General features: G+C 51.1%; 13 protein-coding genes. 10 read left to right on the top strand and 3 right to left on the bottom strand.

Features of this window, described 5'->3' with window-relative positions; genetic code table 11:
• A partial coding sequence (locus tag IX84_RS28830; protein WP_044229644.1) for an IS1182 family transposase occupies positions 1–1,386 on the bottom strand: 1,386 nt, incomplete at its 3' end.
• Between the two features lie 132 nt (positions 1,387–1,518).
• Between IX84_RS28830 and IX84_RS28825 the strand changes: the two genes are divergently transcribed.
• From IX84_RS28825 to IX84_RS28785, 9 genes are all read left to right on the top strand, one after another.
• Positions 1,519–2,499: an IS30 family transposase gene (locus IX84_RS28825; RefSeq protein ID WP_044229642.1), complete on the top strand. Its 981-nt coding sequence runs from the start codon at positions 1,519–1,521 to the stop codon at positions 2,497–2,499.
• Positions 2,500–2,541: 42 nt separating this feature from the next.
• Entirely contained in the window at positions 2,542–2,955 is a 414-nt protein-coding gene (locus tag IX84_RS28820) for a hypothetical protein (RefSeq protein WP_044229639.1), read from the top strand.
• A 6-nt stretch (positions 2,956–2,961) separates the two neighbouring features.
• Positions 2,962–3,471: a T9SS type A sorting domain-containing protein gene (locus IX84_RS28815; protein ID WP_044229637.1), complete on the top strand. Its 510-nt coding sequence runs from the start codon at positions 2,962–2,964 to the stop codon at positions 3,469–3,471.
• A gap of 80 nt (positions 3,472–3,551) precedes the next feature.
• Positions 3,552–5,141, top strand: coding sequence for a hypothetical protein (locus IX84_RS28810; RefSeq protein ID WP_152605290.1), 1,590 nt, complete (start codon positions 3,552–3,554; stop codon positions 5,139–5,141).
• Between the two features lie 464 nt (positions 5,142–5,605).
• Positions 5,606–6,898 carry a T9SS type A sorting domain-containing protein gene (locus IX84_RS28805; RefSeq protein ID WP_044229632.1) on the top strand — a complete coding sequence of 431 codons (1,293 nt, stop codon included), beginning with the start codon at positions 5,606–5,608 and terminating at the stop codon, positions 6,896–6,898.
• A 531-nt stretch (positions 6,899–7,429) separates the two neighbouring features.
• Positions 7,430–8,254, top strand: coding sequence for a hypothetical protein (locus IX84_RS28800; protein WP_044229629.1), 825 nt, complete (start codon positions 7,430–7,432; stop codon positions 8,252–8,254).
• Between the two features lie 96 nt (positions 8,255–8,350).
• Complete coding sequence (locus IX84_RS28795; protein ID WP_044229627.1) at positions 8,351–9,238, top strand: hypothetical protein; 888 nt, start codon at positions 8,351–8,353, stop codon at positions 9,236–9,238.
• Positions 9,235–10,494 (top strand): BamA/TamA family outer membrane protein, encoded by a 1,260-nt coding sequence (locus IX84_RS28790; RefSeq protein ID WP_044229623.1) that lies wholly within the window; start codon positions 9,235–9,237, stop codon positions 10,492–10,494. Before IX84_RS28795 ends, IX84_RS28790 begins: the two co-directional genes overlap by 4 nt.
• 103 nt (positions 10,495–10,597) lie before the next feature.
• On the top strand, positions 10,598–11,938 hold the full coding sequence (locus IX84_RS28785) for a hypothetical protein (RefSeq protein ID WP_044229621.1): 1,341 nt from the start codon (positions 10,598–10,600) through the stop codon (positions 11,936–11,938).
• Positions 11,939–11,988: 50 nt separating this feature from the next.
• Here the strand turns inward: IX84_RS28785 and IX84_RS28780 are convergent, their stop codons facing one another.
• Complete coding sequence (locus IX84_RS28780; protein ID WP_152605289.1) at positions 11,989–12,747, bottom strand: hypothetical protein; 759 nt, start codon at positions 12,745–12,747, stop codon at positions 11,989–11,991.
• On the opposite strand from IX84_RS28780, the gene IX84_RS28775 reads away from it, so the two are divergent.
• A complete protein-coding gene (locus IX84_RS28775; protein ID WP_044229618.1) occupies positions 12,737–13,498 on the top strand; it encodes an SGNH/GDSL hydrolase family protein in 762 nt (253 codons plus the stop codon). The two genes, IX84_RS28780 and IX84_RS28775, sit on opposite strands and share 11 nt — an antisense overlap.
• A gap of 33 nt (positions 13,499–13,531) precedes the next feature.
• Here IX84_RS28775 and IX84_RS28770 read toward each other — a convergent pair whose 3' ends face one another.
• Entirely contained in the window at positions 13,532–14,593 is a 1,062-nt protein-coding gene (locus tag IX84_RS28770; RefSeq protein ID WP_081969010.1) for an Rpn family recombination-promoting nuclease/putative transposase, read from the bottom strand.
• Positions 14,594–14,626: the final 33 nt, after the last annotated feature.

Here is a 14,626-nt window from a genome sequence, read left to right as displayed (position 1 = left end):
GTTCTGAGCTTTGGCTTTGAAGCATTGGCCACGTAAGGGGCAGCCCTCACAATTTTGGGCCTCATATATATGGATGGTTCTTATATATCCCGTTTTTGTTTTTTCTTTCGTCTGGCCCACTTGATGCATGTGCTGGCCCATAGGGCAAACAAAGTAGTCCCCCTCTTCATTATAGTGCAGCGCCTGCTGGGGGAACGCATGCTTATGCTTGCCCTTTTGCTCTTTATGGTAACCTGGGTATTTGACATAGGCTTCTATACCTTTCTCTTCCAGATACTCGTAGTTTTGCTCGCTGCCATAGCCTGCGTCAGCACAAACATTATCCGGCAATTTCAACCCGGCATTGTCTAGTACCCCCAGGGTGTCATCCATATGGGCTACAAAACAGCTTATGTCAGAAGCCGTCTGGTGCACCGTATAGTTGACGATAAACTGCTGTTCGGTACCGACCTGAAGATTGTAACAAGGCCGCAGTTGCCCATTGCCCAAGTGGTCGTCCTTTGTCCTCATGAAAGTAGCATCGACATCCGTCTTTGAATACGAGGAACGCCCGCCCAACAGCCGCTCTTGCTCTTCGTAACCTTCCAGCTTGGGCAGATGGTCTTTTGGCAGTTTGCCGGCCAGGCGCTTTTGCTTGGCTTGCGACTTGGACGGCTTGGTGTCTTCACCCCCGGGCATTTCACTGTCCAAGCGGCTGTTGATACGGCTGATGGCCTCGCGGACTGCCTTGCTGTCGCTAAGTGGCTGCTCCCCTTCTGCCAGCACATCCGTCTTTGTGCCTGGCCCGCCAGGGTCAGGCGGGGGGCTGTCCTCTTGGCTGGACAGCTCATCTATGTGCGCCAGTATCTGGGCCACCTTCTCCAAAACAGAGGCTTTGTAACGGGCTACGTTCTTAGCCCAGACAAAACTATAGCGGTTGGCCACCGATTCCATTTTCGTGCCGTCGACATAATAGTCCTTGAGCTGGACGTAGCCCTGCTCTACCAGCAACAGCAGCACCTGGGCAAATACGTCCTTGACCGTATTGCTCAAACGGTGCTTGCGGAAACTGTTGATCGTGTTGTGGCCTGGGTGCTGGTTCCCGCTTAACCACATGAAGCAGATATTCTCGTGGCAGGCTTTTTCAAGCATGCGGGAAGAATAGACCTTTTCTACATAACCATAAACCAATATCTTTAACAACATCTTGGGGGGGTACGAACTCGTACCCCCTCCCTTGTAGGTAGACAGTACCTTGTCCAAGTCCATACCGTCTATAGCCTCGTTAATCAACCGCACTTTATGCTGTGCAGGTATCAGCTCCCCTATAGTAGGCGGAAACAACCACCCTTGATCCTGGACATATGGCTTGAATACTACGCCACGGCCTGATGGCTTGTTACTCATCTGAAGGTGTATTATCTTTCCCTCAAGATACAAATCATTGGCTGGTATTAAAATCCTGCGCAGTAGGGGCTTTTAAGACAGCCCCGGGCGAAAAAAGTCATCCTATCTTTGGGTTGCAACACTCAAAATAAGATGGCACAATTAACGCTTGAGCAAAGATACAAAATAGAGGCTTGGCTGGAAGCCGGCAAATCCCGGGGGCAGATTGCACAATTCATCGGTAAGGACAAATCCGTTGTGAGCTGTGAAATTAAGCGTAACTCGGATGGACGAAACGGGCAATACAAAGCTGGCCTGGCGCACCGTAAAGCTCAAAACCGGCATAAGCTCAAACCCAAAAAGAGGCGGTTTAATGCTGAGGTAGAAGCCAATGTATTGTACTACCTGACTATGGATTACAGTCCGGAACAGATAAGCGGGAGAGCCGCCAAAGATAGCCGTGAAATGGTCAGCACAGAGCGTATCTATCAGTACATCTGGGAAGACAAGCGCAAGGGCGGCAAACTGCACCAGTACCTGCGCACCAAGGGCAAGAGATATGCTAAACGCGGGCAGGCAAAGGGGCGCAGAGGGCAAATCCCAGGCAGGGTTGGCATTAAGCACCGCCCTGAGGTCGTTGAGCGCAAAGAGCGCTTTGGCGACTTGGAGATTGACCTGGTAGTCGGTAAAGGGCACAAACAAGCCCTGTTGACCATTAACGACAGGGCTACTGGTATGCTGTTCATGGACAAGGTCGAGTCTAAAGAGGCCGAACGAATTGAAGATAAAACTGTGGAATTACTGCGGGATTGGATACCTTTAATCCACACAATGACTTCGGACAACGGAAAGGAGTTTGCCCGACACCAGAATATCGCCGAAAAGCTGACTATCGACTTCTATTTCGCGCTGCCTTATCACAGCTGGCAACGCGGAGCTAATGAAAACCTCAATGGGCTCGTCCGGCAGTATTTCCCTAAAGACATGGACTTTAGGACCATTGACAAAGCACAAATTCAGCAAGTCGTACAGACTTTAAATAACAGGCCCAGAAAGCGGTTTGGCTTTTTATCGCCTAATGAAATGTTGGCTCAGACTTTAGACCAACAGCTTGATGTTGCATTTATTACTTGAATCCACGATGCCGGTGGAGAAGAAAAAAAGCTTCAGATTCACTTGCTGGAAGAAGAAAAGGAAAAGGCATACGGCAACCGTACTTACGAATCAGAGCACATCGCCATCTGGTATTTGGACGAAAGTGACCGGACCTACCAATTGAAAACCATTGCATCAGCAAACTATACGGAAGGAGGGGCACATCAATTTGTTTTGAGTGAAATATTGACAACAGTGAATGGCGGCTTTTCCGGTGCTATATCCATATCAGCCGACAAGTCGCCATCAATATGTGATTTATTGCCATCAGCCGATATTCTGGGCAAGACTTTTACAGACGTTTACACTAATTGGGTGATCGATTCGGAGAATGTCACCTCTTTCTCCCGGCTATACTACACGATAGAGCTGGGTGTCGTAGGCTTCGAAGGCTGGGAAGGAGAAATGTGGGTGCTGGACCGTTTTGAGGAATAGAAACGGATGAAAACCCTCAGGGAAGTGGATATTGCCCGTATCAGTCAGGGCAAAGGGTGGCATGAACTGGGCGAAGCAGAGCTCAAAGCCCTGGAAGACATCGCTTACTACGGGAGCACCGGTGCAGGAGTCCGCGCCCAGAACATCCTGAATGCCTTTTACGGGGCGGGGCAATACCACGAGCCCATTCTCCCTACTGGTCTACAAGCCCTATCCAAACCGGGCAGCAACCGTCCCGAAACCAGAAAAGCGCCTAAAGTGACGGCTCAGGTACAGGCATTCCCCAACCCGGCCCGGCAGTCGGTCACCTTCCGGTGTACTTTGCCGGAAGGCACAGAACAGGCAGAGCTTAGCATACAAGACGTAAACGGGCAGACTATAGCCGTGCTGCCCATCGTGGAGGGACAGGCGACGGCCTCCTGGGACAGCCGGCCTTACCCCGCCGGGCTGTACTTTTATACGCTCCATCTGCCCAACCGTCGTTTAGCGACCCAAAAATTGGTTATCTTACGGTAGGTTGAGCAACCAAAGTATTAATGCCCTGCTTGCCTGTCTCAGGCAGGCAGGGCTATTCTCAAGATAACAACTGGCTTCTCATGCACCTCAGATTTTTGCTATTTCTATTCCTGCTCAGCAGCGCTTCCTTGCTGTCAGCACAGGAGGAGACTTTTAACAAGCGATATTACTTTGGTTATGCTGCGGCCATTATCAACGGGGTCTACCCTACAGACAGCTGCATTTACATCACCGGGCTGGCCGCTGATACTATACCGCCCTTTTATCCTTCAGGCTTATTTTTTGCTAAGCTGGACCTGAATGGGGAAGTCGAACATACAGCTTTTGCCCATCCGGAAGGGCAGGTTATTGAAAACTGGAGAGGTGGCTTAAAGTCTATCGGAGAAAGGTTTCTCACGAGTGCAATGATAAGAGATACGAGCTTTAGGGTGGCATTGATTTTTTTGGATTCAGCAGGATCGATTGTGAATACCAATGAACTCCTTCATTTTTTTCCGCTTCATGAAAATACATTTCAAACAAACTATGAGCCAGTTATTGGAATCGACAACAAAATATTGCTGCCTACCCGTGACCGGAACCCTCAGGGGGTCAACAACACGGAATCCGTACTTCAGCTATTTACTGCAGATGGGGAGCTTTTATGGCGAAAAAACTTTGGCGCTTTTGATTATTGGGATGCTCCAGTTTCAGCCAGCGCTATAGATAGTATCTTTATTATTGGAGGGCTGCGTGCAAATTTCAATAAAGTCAGAAAAAATTATATTTACCAACACCGTATCTACGCCATCGACACCCTCGGCAACGTCCAATGGAGCTACCTCAGCCCCATAGACCAACTGCTGAGCAAAGGCGTTTCAATATACGCGGAGCCGGATGGCAGCGTCATTGCCGCTGGCTTTAAAGGCGAAGAGTTTTCTGTGAATGCGGTTTCGGGGGCGATCAACTGGAGCCCGGCCTACATCTACAAGCTCAATCCGCAGCATCAGTTGGAGTGGGAAGTGGAGTTTCATGAGCCTTTTCCAACTATGTTCGGTAGCAGCCTCACGAAAATCATTAAAGCTTCAGATGGGACTGGGTACCTGGCTGCAGGGAATATCCACCGTGTAATTTCATTTCAGCCCCCTGATGCCGATTCAGACGGGTGGTTGGTTAAGGTTTCTCCAGAGGGCGATAGCTTTTGGAGTCGCCACTACCGTTTCTTTGAGGAAGGAGTGGATGGAGAAACACACGAAATATTTGAATTAAAAGAAATGCCCGGCGGCGGCTACGTCATGGGCGGGCAAACGCGTTATAGTTATGAGCCCAGCGGTCCATCGCAACGCGGCTGGCTGCTGCGGGTGGATGAAGAAGGCTGCCTTGTGCCCGGCTGCCACCTGGTCAATACGGAGGAGGAGGCTGCTGCCCCGGCCCTGTCGCTCCACCTCTATCCCAACCCGGCGCAGGAGTACCTCTATGTGCTGCTGCGGGATGCGGGCATTGCCCGCCGCCGGGGCGCTGCCCTGCAATTGCTGGACCTGCAGGGGTGCATCTTGCAGTCGCACCCCGCCGGCCGCATCGATGAGGTGACCAGCATACTGCCGGTGCAGGGCCTGCCTGCCGGTGCCTACGTGCTGCGCTATATAGCGGACGGTCAGGTTTTGGCGGCGGAGCGGGTGGCGGTGCGGTGAAGTATCCCCCGGCGCACTCTCCGTCCGACGTAGTTTAAACGTAGTCGGACCCTTCGCCGGGGGTACTCGCCCGAGCAAAGCGCACCGGGTGAATGCCTCCTCAACGCCCAAGATTAGTGCACCCGGTGAGAACGTACCCCGCTACAATTCCTTCGCCGGGCGTGCTCTGGTCTGACAAATGCAATTTGCTAAGCAAGGTGCTTCCATAGTGCGCTGCCCGAGCGCTTCAAAGCCCAGCTGGTGTAGAGTTTAATCCAGGGCGATGCAAAGAGCTCTGCCCCAGCTTTTCAGGGAAAACCTGCCGGATTCCAGGATAGCGGTTTAATCAGATTGACAGAGGTAATTGTAATACCGATGACAACTCATCCCAAACAACTGGATTTTTAGGTGAACAGGAATTAAATTACACCAACCTTTTGATTCTTCTTTCACCCCAGGCAAACTGTTGCCCCAAATCGTCAAGTATGAAAAGCGCTTTTCTAATCATCCTGTACGTTGCCTTCTTCTGCACCCACGCCCACAGCCAATGGGAAGTCAAATACGTGGATACCAACTTCCCGGGCAGCCTCCACGTCATTAAAGCCATCAATGACTCCACGCTCTTTGCTATGGGAGACGCATCTGCTTGCTTCCGGTCTTATGATGCCGGGGAGTCCTGGGAGGGATTTGACACCGGTCTGGATATGGATTTCCTGGATATTGAGCGGCTTGGGGATTCGGTGCTCCTTGCTGTGGGAAGGAAGCAGATGGTAAGGTCCACAGACCTTGGGCAGTCGTGGTCTTTGGTGTACTCCGATGAAGCCGAAGCGTTTCATGCCATAGCCGCCGTTGGCGACGCTGTAGTCCTGGTCGCGGGCTATGCTGGGATTTACCAGTCCACAGATCAGGGGCAATCCTGGCAAACGGCATGGTCCTTGGAAGGGGCGGGCTACGAAACAGGAGAAATCAGCAGTTTACACTTTGCGGATCAGCAGGTGGGGCTGGCAGCAGGTTATGGATATGCGGAGGACATCCCCGGAGGTTTGGACCGCTTCATTTTGAGAACTACGGATCAGGGGACATCCTGGGTGGCAGGTACCGACCTGGGGGCTGATTTTCTGTTTGCACCCGGCTTGGATTTTACCGACACCCAAACGGGATACCTCCATCTGGACAACGGGCAGTTGTTCAAGACTACAGATCAGGGCATAAGTTGGGACCTGCAGGGCGGAAATTATGGTGATGTGACGGATTTGAATTTTATTTCCCCGGACCGGGCTTTTTCAACCTGTGCGCACCTGGTATTTACAGGTAACTCCGGGCCTGAAGGCACTATTTTGAGCACTACAGATCAGGGCGTGAGCTGGGAGGTCTTACCTACTCCGGGCATTCCCTTGTTTGATGTTGATTTTCAAAACGATTCGACCGGGTTTGTCGTGGGCAAATATGCCCTGATCATGAAGTATAATGCCGATATTGAAGGCATAGCTGGCGCGTACCCGGACTTTCCTTCCTCCAGTTCTCATCCGGAGGCCAGGGGCTTTAGTATTGAGGTCCTGCAAAACCCGTTTCAGGATTTCATTCAGTTGAGTACGGAGCAGGAAGGCACCCCTGATATCCAGATTGCGCTATTTGATGCGACCGGGCGCAAAGTCATGGCGCAGCAGATGAGCGTGAGGGCCTTGCAAATCCCCGCTGCGCACTTGCCGAAAGGGCCGTATTTTCTGTATGCCCGGAGTGCCGATGGGGCTAAGGTGGTGCCGTTAATCAAAATGTGAGATTAAGATTAAGGAGGGCGTTTAAGCGCCTTTTAATGGAGCTTTAGGTGGAGTAGGTTTTTAAGGGTAAAAATATTTTTCTGGTCACACCGAATGATTTAATGTTTTTTACGCTTAGGGGTTCTTCCGTGTCTGGCCTTTAATAATCAGTCGTTTACAGATAAATTTAGTAGCGTGATTCTTGTTCGATCCTTTTCCCTGTTAGAGCGGTGTAAAGGCCTTTTAGGGGCTGTACGTGGGTAATCTTCAATCTGCTAACGTCCCTCCCTGCGCTGTAGGTGCGGAATGTGTCTCTTTACAAAGGCTTTAAGCCAAGCCCGATCCGCAAGTGGAAGTTACGAAGGCGTATCGTCTTAACGAGGTCGGCAGCTTACATTTCGCACTTAACGGCGCGGAATCTAGTCCATTGCTTTTGGGTTACCAATATTTTGCCTCTGACGGGGCAACGGCTCTGCATCGTTCAGTTATAGAAAAGCGCCATTTACCAGTTGCCAATTTTTCCTGTACTTTTGCGCTATATTCAATCGAGTTATGGCAGTACCTGAGATCGTTTTCCACGTTGGCCTGGGCAAGGTCGCCTCCACTTATTTGCAGCACCGCTTTTTCCCGAAGCTGCAAAAAATCCACTATATCCCCACCAACCGTTACCGGCAGGTGCCGGACATCATCAAAAAGGGGAAGTACGGGCGGTACTTCGTCTCCCGGGAGTTTGATCAGCAACTGGAGCGGGAGGTCAGCTGGTTTGCATCCTACTATCCGGAGGTGAAGCCCATCATTATTTTCCGGCGGCACGATGGCTGGGCGGCTTCTCAGTACCGGCGTTATGTGAAGAATGGCGGGCACCTGCCCTTTACCGGTTTCCTGGATGTGGAAGGGGACACGGGCTTGTGGAAGGTCAGTGATTTTATTTTTTACAACCACATTGAGCAGCTCGAAAAGCACTTTACCCATAAGCCACTGGTGCTGTTTTACGAAGAGCTGCGGTCCGATCCCTGGGCGTTTTTTGATAAAATTGCCGCATACGCAGACGCCGCCTACGATCCCAAAGACGTTTCGCTCGCCAAGGTGCATACTTCCTACAAGGAGAAGGAACTGAAAGTCATGCGGAAAATGGGCAAATACATTTTTGGAGAAGAGCTGACTCCTACCAACTCAAGATCCCTCAGTGGATGGCTGCACCGCCGCGGGCAGATGCTGGCCAGCTATGCAGTGCTCTACCCCTCCAAGCTCTTGCCTAAACGCTTTGTTGACCCTGCCCCGCTCATCCCACCGGAGGAACTGGAAAAGGTGCGCGACTTTTTTGCGGAGGATTGGGCTAAGGTCAAGGCTTATGCAGAGAAATCTGCTACGGTGTAGCACGTTACAGGTGTCGCAGCCCGGACGTCGGGCCCATTTTATGAAAGCTAAAAATGAGGCTTCGACGTTAAAGGCACAGATCAAAACGATAGAACCATGAAGTATTTCCTTACCCCGGTATTGTTGCTGTTTGTGGTGTATGTGGCCTTTGCCCAACCTGAGCAGGGACAGTCCATCATACAAACCTATACCCCTTCCCGCCTTTTGCCGAAGGGGAGCTGGGAAGCCAAGCTTTTCAATAATTTATACACGGAAACCCGCGGCGCTAATGAGAATGGGGAGGTGAGTGACCGCCCCCGTGCCACCTTCCTGACCAATATCCTGGAGGGCTTCGTGGGAGTGTCGCCCAATGCGCGGGTCAATGCTGGTGTGATTGTCAATTTCCGGTCCTCCCTCATCTCTTCCGCAGAAATGGAGCACCCGGCCCTTGATGCGCTGCGGTACGCCAATAATGAGGAGTTTGCGAGAAGCGGAGTGTCCTATGTTGCTCCCTCTGTGCGGTTCACGCCCTTTAGGAGCCTGCCGCGCCTGTCCTTTCAGTCCTCTCTGATGCTGCCGGTGTTTGAGGAGGAGTCTGTTAATGGGGTGTTTTTTGCAGAACGCAGTACCATTTGGGCTAACAAAGTCTACTACGACCACTCCTTTGCGAATGGGGACTGGCAGTTGTTTACGGAGCTAAGTTTTGACTACCTGTTCGGGCCGGATGAAGAGAGTTATGCCAATGACAGTGGCTTTATGCCTGTATCTGTATTTTTGAGCTATTTTCCCAGTTCCAACCTTACCTTTTATGTCAATGCGCAGCATGCCCGGCGAATTGACCTGGGCAACAACTTCAGTCAGCACTTTACGCTGGTCGGGGCGGGCGCGAAGTATCAGCTCACGGATGCCCTGAATCTGGAGATTTCGCATGCACAGTTCCTGTTTGGAAATAGCTCGGGCCTGGGCGCAACCTATAATATCGGCTTCCGTTATGTAAATTTATGATGCGGCTGATTTTTTCTCTTTCATTATTCCTGTTGAGCCTGCCTGCCCTGCGTGCGCAAGGCATGGTTTTGCAATCCGTGGAAACAGAAGGGCTAAAGCGTACCCATCCCGGGTTTTTCTACGGCATTGCCGGGGCCTCGCCCGGAGATACGGTCACCTGGGAAGCCCTGGAGGAAATGCGGCGATGGCTGGTATTGCAACCGGCTTTCAACGCTGTGGCCTACCACCTGGATACCACGGACAGCGGGCTTCACCTGCGTTGGGAGACCGATGAAGCCAAAACGGTGCTGCCTTACGCAGGGTTGTGGTCTTCCAATGACATCACCACGGTCATTGGCGGGCTTTCTGAGTTCAATTTCCTGGGGCGGGGCATTAGTGTGGGGGCTTACTATCAGTACAACCTTCGGCATAGCCTTGGGCTGTTCTACCGGCACCCGTTTTTGGTGGGGAAGTTGGGGGCGGAAGTTTCCTACACGCTTTGGAATTCCTATGAGCCGCTTTATAAAGGGCCCGCTACGGCCTGGTACGACTATTCTAACTCCAGCCTGAATGCGACTGCCTTTTTTACGCCTACCCGGCGGCAGGAGTATCAGGTGGGCATCAGCCTTTTTCAGGAAGGTTATCGGTTGGGTACGGTAGCGGAGGAAGACCGCCCGCTTTTCCCACGCGAATTGGACATCGGAAAACTCGGTATCCGGGCCAACCACTTCTACCGGGGAGCCGTGCCCCACTATTTCTACTGGTCAGGCCTGTCGGTGGATACCTACTCGCAAGTGGTGCTTGATGAACTGGGCTCCGAGCCGTTCTACATCATCCGGCAAGCCTGGAAGTACTACCGGCGCACTGGAAAGCGTGGGAATTGGGCCCTGCGCTTCATCTGGGGGCTGAGCACCAACGTCAATACGCCCTTTGCCCCTTTCGCACTGGACAACCACATCTCCATACGCGGCGTTGGCGACCGTATTGACCGGGGCACCGGCATGCTGACCCTTAACACAGAGTACCGGTATACCCTTCTGGAAAACAGGCAAATCGGTCTGCAGGCAGTGGGCTTTGTGGATGCCGGAAGCTGGCGCCTGCCCGGTGGTACTTTTAGTGATTTTGCCGACCCGGAAATCATACGGCTGCACGGTGGGGTAGGAGGGCGGTTCATCCTAAAGCAGTTTTATAACACTGTCTTTTCCGCAGACTACGGGCACTCCCTGCTGGGCACCGGGGTGGGAGGGTTTGTGCTGGGGCTGGGGCAGTATTTTTGAATTAGCCTATAATATTTACGGACGGGGTGAGCGCAGTTTGCATCAGGTTTTTCATATCGCAGATTTTTCGTAAAATTAAAGCCTGAATCTAAAAGCTTAACCTTTGGCGCATCAAAACGAGCCTTCCAAGAATAGTACGGAACAGGAAACACCTGCCTGGCTCCTTCGTGTACAGGAGCAAAGCTGGGAACCGGAAATCCTGGTTTCCGGTATTGTGCTGTATGGGCTTTTCCAGTTGCCGGCATTGCTGGAGCAACTGCAACACTTTCTTAGCCATTTTTCTTTTGAGGTTTTTTCCAGTGGTACGGCCGATGAGAGCATAATTGCCGTGCTCAAGGTCGCCAACGTATGGCTTATCGGAGGTTTTATGGTACACCTGCTACTGCGCAGTATCTGGGTGGCTCTGGTGGGGTTGAGCTATGTGTACAAAAATGGCGTGGATGTTTCCAGACTGAAAATGGGCGAATCTTTCAATCGTTTGATTTTCAAAGATGCACAGTATACCCGAAATATAGTTCGTCTGGAAGAGATTTGCAGTACCACTTTTGCAGTCAGTTTTTTGCTGTTTATGCTGCTCCTTGGAGGATGTTTTTTTCTCGGTGTAGTAGTGGCTCTACTCGCAGCTTGGTTGTACTTTTTCCCGGATCGGGCAGAGCAGCTAACTACGCTAGACCCTATACTCGGCATCATTGGGGGGATTTACGTACTTGATTTTTTAACCCTGGGGCTGTTGAAGCGTATTCCTTATTTCTCAAAGTTTTATATGCCTATCTACCGGGTCATGAGCTGGCTGACACTCTCTCCTTTGTACCGGAAAATCTACTACGGACTTGTCAGTAACCACGCAAAATGGAAGTCGGTACTGGCTATTCTGATTTTTATGAGTGTTACGGTATTGCTGTACAGTGGGTTCCGATTGAAAAACAATCCGGCTGATGCGCTTACCTTGCGCCTCCCGGATACTGCAGAGCAGCTGATGTATCCGGGCCACTATGCGAATTGGGCGGGCGACAAGCCCTCAGGACTTATACAGATTCCTTCTGATGTGATCGAGAGCAATGTCCTAAGCGTGTTCGTGGTCCACAAGTCGAGCTACGAAGACCGGTACATCAAACCTTTATGCAACTACAGTGCCCGGCAGGATTCCGTAGATCAGGACACCCTGGTGATGGATTGCCTCTCGCGTTTTTACACCCTGCAGCTAGATGGTGTGCCTGTAGAAGCCGACTATCTGTTTACACGAAAGCAGGAGCCACTTCAGGTAGGCTTGCAAACGTACCTTGACATTAGTCATTTAGAAAAAGGGCTGCATTACCTTGAGCTATCCTTCCAATTCCAGCGGGAAGATGGATCGGTCCGGCCACAGCAGGTGGCCAAAGTGGAGTTTTATAAAACACAGCATGCAGAGCGGGTTCCTGTATTCACTCCGGAAATGGGGGAATAGCTATCAACGAAGGAATCAAAAGTACTCCATGCCTTATAGGGATAATTAGGTTACTGCCCCACACCAATTCCCAGCCGGAGCCCCAGGGTTAGAGAAGGGCGTAGGCTCCAGCCTTCCCGCTTTGACTCAATACTGATCAGCCACTCCTCAGCCGGGTTGTCGAACCGAAGTATCTGTCCGGAAACATCCTGATACTGAAGGTGCTGCAGTCTTAGGCCCACACCAACAAACAGGTCAATATGCACCTTACTATAAATGCGTTGTGTACCATATTTTAAATGCACAGCCAGTTGCCTTCTGAGGCGGGTGGCCTCGTCAAAGCTGTACTGCTCACCATCGGTAGCTTCATAGGCATCGCCTTCAATACGCAATGGGAAGTGGCTAAGGGCCAGTTCAAGCCCCCAGTAATCGGAAGTATAAAGCCCACCGCTGTTTATCTCCGGGCGGGAGGTAATAAAACGGCGTATTTCCGGACGGATTGCAAGGTAGGAAAACCCTTTTCGATAATTGGAACCACCCCAAAAAGAAGGAAAGTTGGCGTAGGAAACATCAAGTAGATAGCTATACCGTTCGCTCATATATTGCGTCCCCACTCTAAACCGTGGATAATAATTGACCAGGCTGGTTGGGGTGATATGGACTCCCCACTTTTTAGGGGCAGGCTGGTCTTGCGCACTTAGAACCTGAGCGAAGGTGCAGAAGATCAAAAGGAGCGTCAATCGGGGTTTCATATTGTAAGCGATTTGCGTAGAGGTATAACGTGCGAAGTAGCCAATATGCTGTATCTTCCCCGGAAAAATGGAGGACATAAAGTACATTTTATTTGGTTTACTGGTTGCTCCATTGTTGCCATTGATGGCTATACAGGGGAAACGCATTCGGGCATCGGTGCCAAAGTTGCCTCCTGCAAAAGGCGCTTCAGGTTACATCGGTACCGGTAAAGGACAGGTACTGCGGTTAATCACTATTGGGGAGAGCACGATTGCCGGTATTGGAGTGGAAACCCACGAGGAAGGCTTCAGTGGCACATTAGCCCGTGCTTTGGCCGATCAGTTGGGGAAGCCGGTTGTGTGGAAGGTTTATGCCAGGAGTGGGTATACTGCTAAGCGGGTGACGGAAAAGCTGATCCCGCAAATAGCCGAAACCGATATTGACCTCATCGTCATTGGGCTGGGTGGTAATGATGCTTTTCACCTCAACCCGCCCTGGCGTTGGCGACGCAGTATTCGCGACCTGATTGCTGCCTTACGTGAACGCTTTCCCGAAACGCCCATCGTGTTTACCAATATGCCTCCAATTAAGAGCTTTCCGGCTTTTACCCCGCTTATCAAACGCGTTGTTGGCAGTCATGTCGAACTACTGGGGCGGTCTTTGGATCATGTTACGGAACCGATGCCCAATGTTTTTTACTATGCCCGGGTAATCACCCTGGAGGACTGGCGGGGTGTCAGTGCGCCTCCTGCTGACTACTTCAGCGATGGGGTGCACCCTTCGGCACTGACTTATCAGGTTTGGGCGCGGGATGTAGCGGGGTATGTTGGGCGTTTGGGGGTTCTGTAGTTATGCCCCTGAGTTCAGCATGAAGGTAATTCCTTACAACAGCTGTTCGATGAGCTTCGTTAGTTTCTCTTCTTCTACGCTGCTCACAGGAATATCGGTGAGTAAGTCCTCCAGGATATGCTTTTTCAGGGCAGTGGTATCTTTCTGCGTTTTAACAGACAGGAAAGTGGTGACGACTGGCAGGTCCAGCTCTGTGAAATCGGATAGCTCTTCCTTGCTCAATTTTGGAAAACGGATCGCCGCCTTGAGCAGATTGAAAACGCGATTTTTGTAAATGCCTTTGTCCAGGCCCTTTTCCAAGCCCTTTTCCAGACCTTCTTTTCGGCCCATTTCCAGTAATTGCTCTAATGTGCTCATCACATTCGGTTTTGTCTTGAATTCGGTATTTTCCAATTGCTTCAGAAATTGTCTGGGTGATCGCTCTGCCACGCCTAGGATATATGTAATAACGGATAATACCTGATCGCTGTTTTTTGCTCCTTCAAAGATAACCTCAATATGTTCAAAGATCAAGTCTTGCTTATGCCGCAGCGCCATCGATAGCATCGTGGAGCGGAAGTAGCTGAGCCCCAGCTTCAGCAGCTCCTCCGGTGGCAGGCGGTGCGCATCTTCGATTAGGAAACGGAAATCTGGCATATAGGGCTGTAGCACTTCATAGGCGGGGTGGGATTTAAAGAGCTCATGCACGGTCTTTGGCTGCCAAGCCGCCTTCCCATTGTAAAACAGCAAGGGCAACACGGGCTCCAATGGCTGGTTTTTAGCCTTCGCTTGCTCGCGCAGGAGCAGGAAAATATAAAGCCCGATTTGCACTGCCACATACTCATCTGGCTCTGATTTATGCTCGAAAAGAAGGCAAAAATGAAAATGCTGCTCCTGTTCACCTTTCAGCCGGCATCGGAAGACAACATCAGCGCTAAACAGCTTCAGGTTAGGGCGCAGTGCCTGTGCATTTTGCTGTTGCAGCGTGCTGAGGTCCGCAATGGCTGCGATCTTTGGATAAAAATATTGCAGGTAGCTTCTGGCAACCTCCGGGTCACTCATAGCTGACTTGAAAAAGCGGTCGTCCGGTTGATGTATTTGAAAATCTTGGGGCATGATACAGAGATAAATGCCCTACTAAAATAAACA

The organism is Phaeodactylibacter xiamenensis, from assembly GCF_000759025.1.
Taxonomy (GTDB): domain Bacteria; phylum Bacteroidota; class Bacteroidia; order Chitinophagales; family Saprospiraceae; genus Phaeodactylibacter; species Phaeodactylibacter xiamenensis.
The sequence above is the reverse complement of the archived record's forward strand: the minus strand, read 5'-3'. Positions and strand labels throughout refer to the sequence as shown.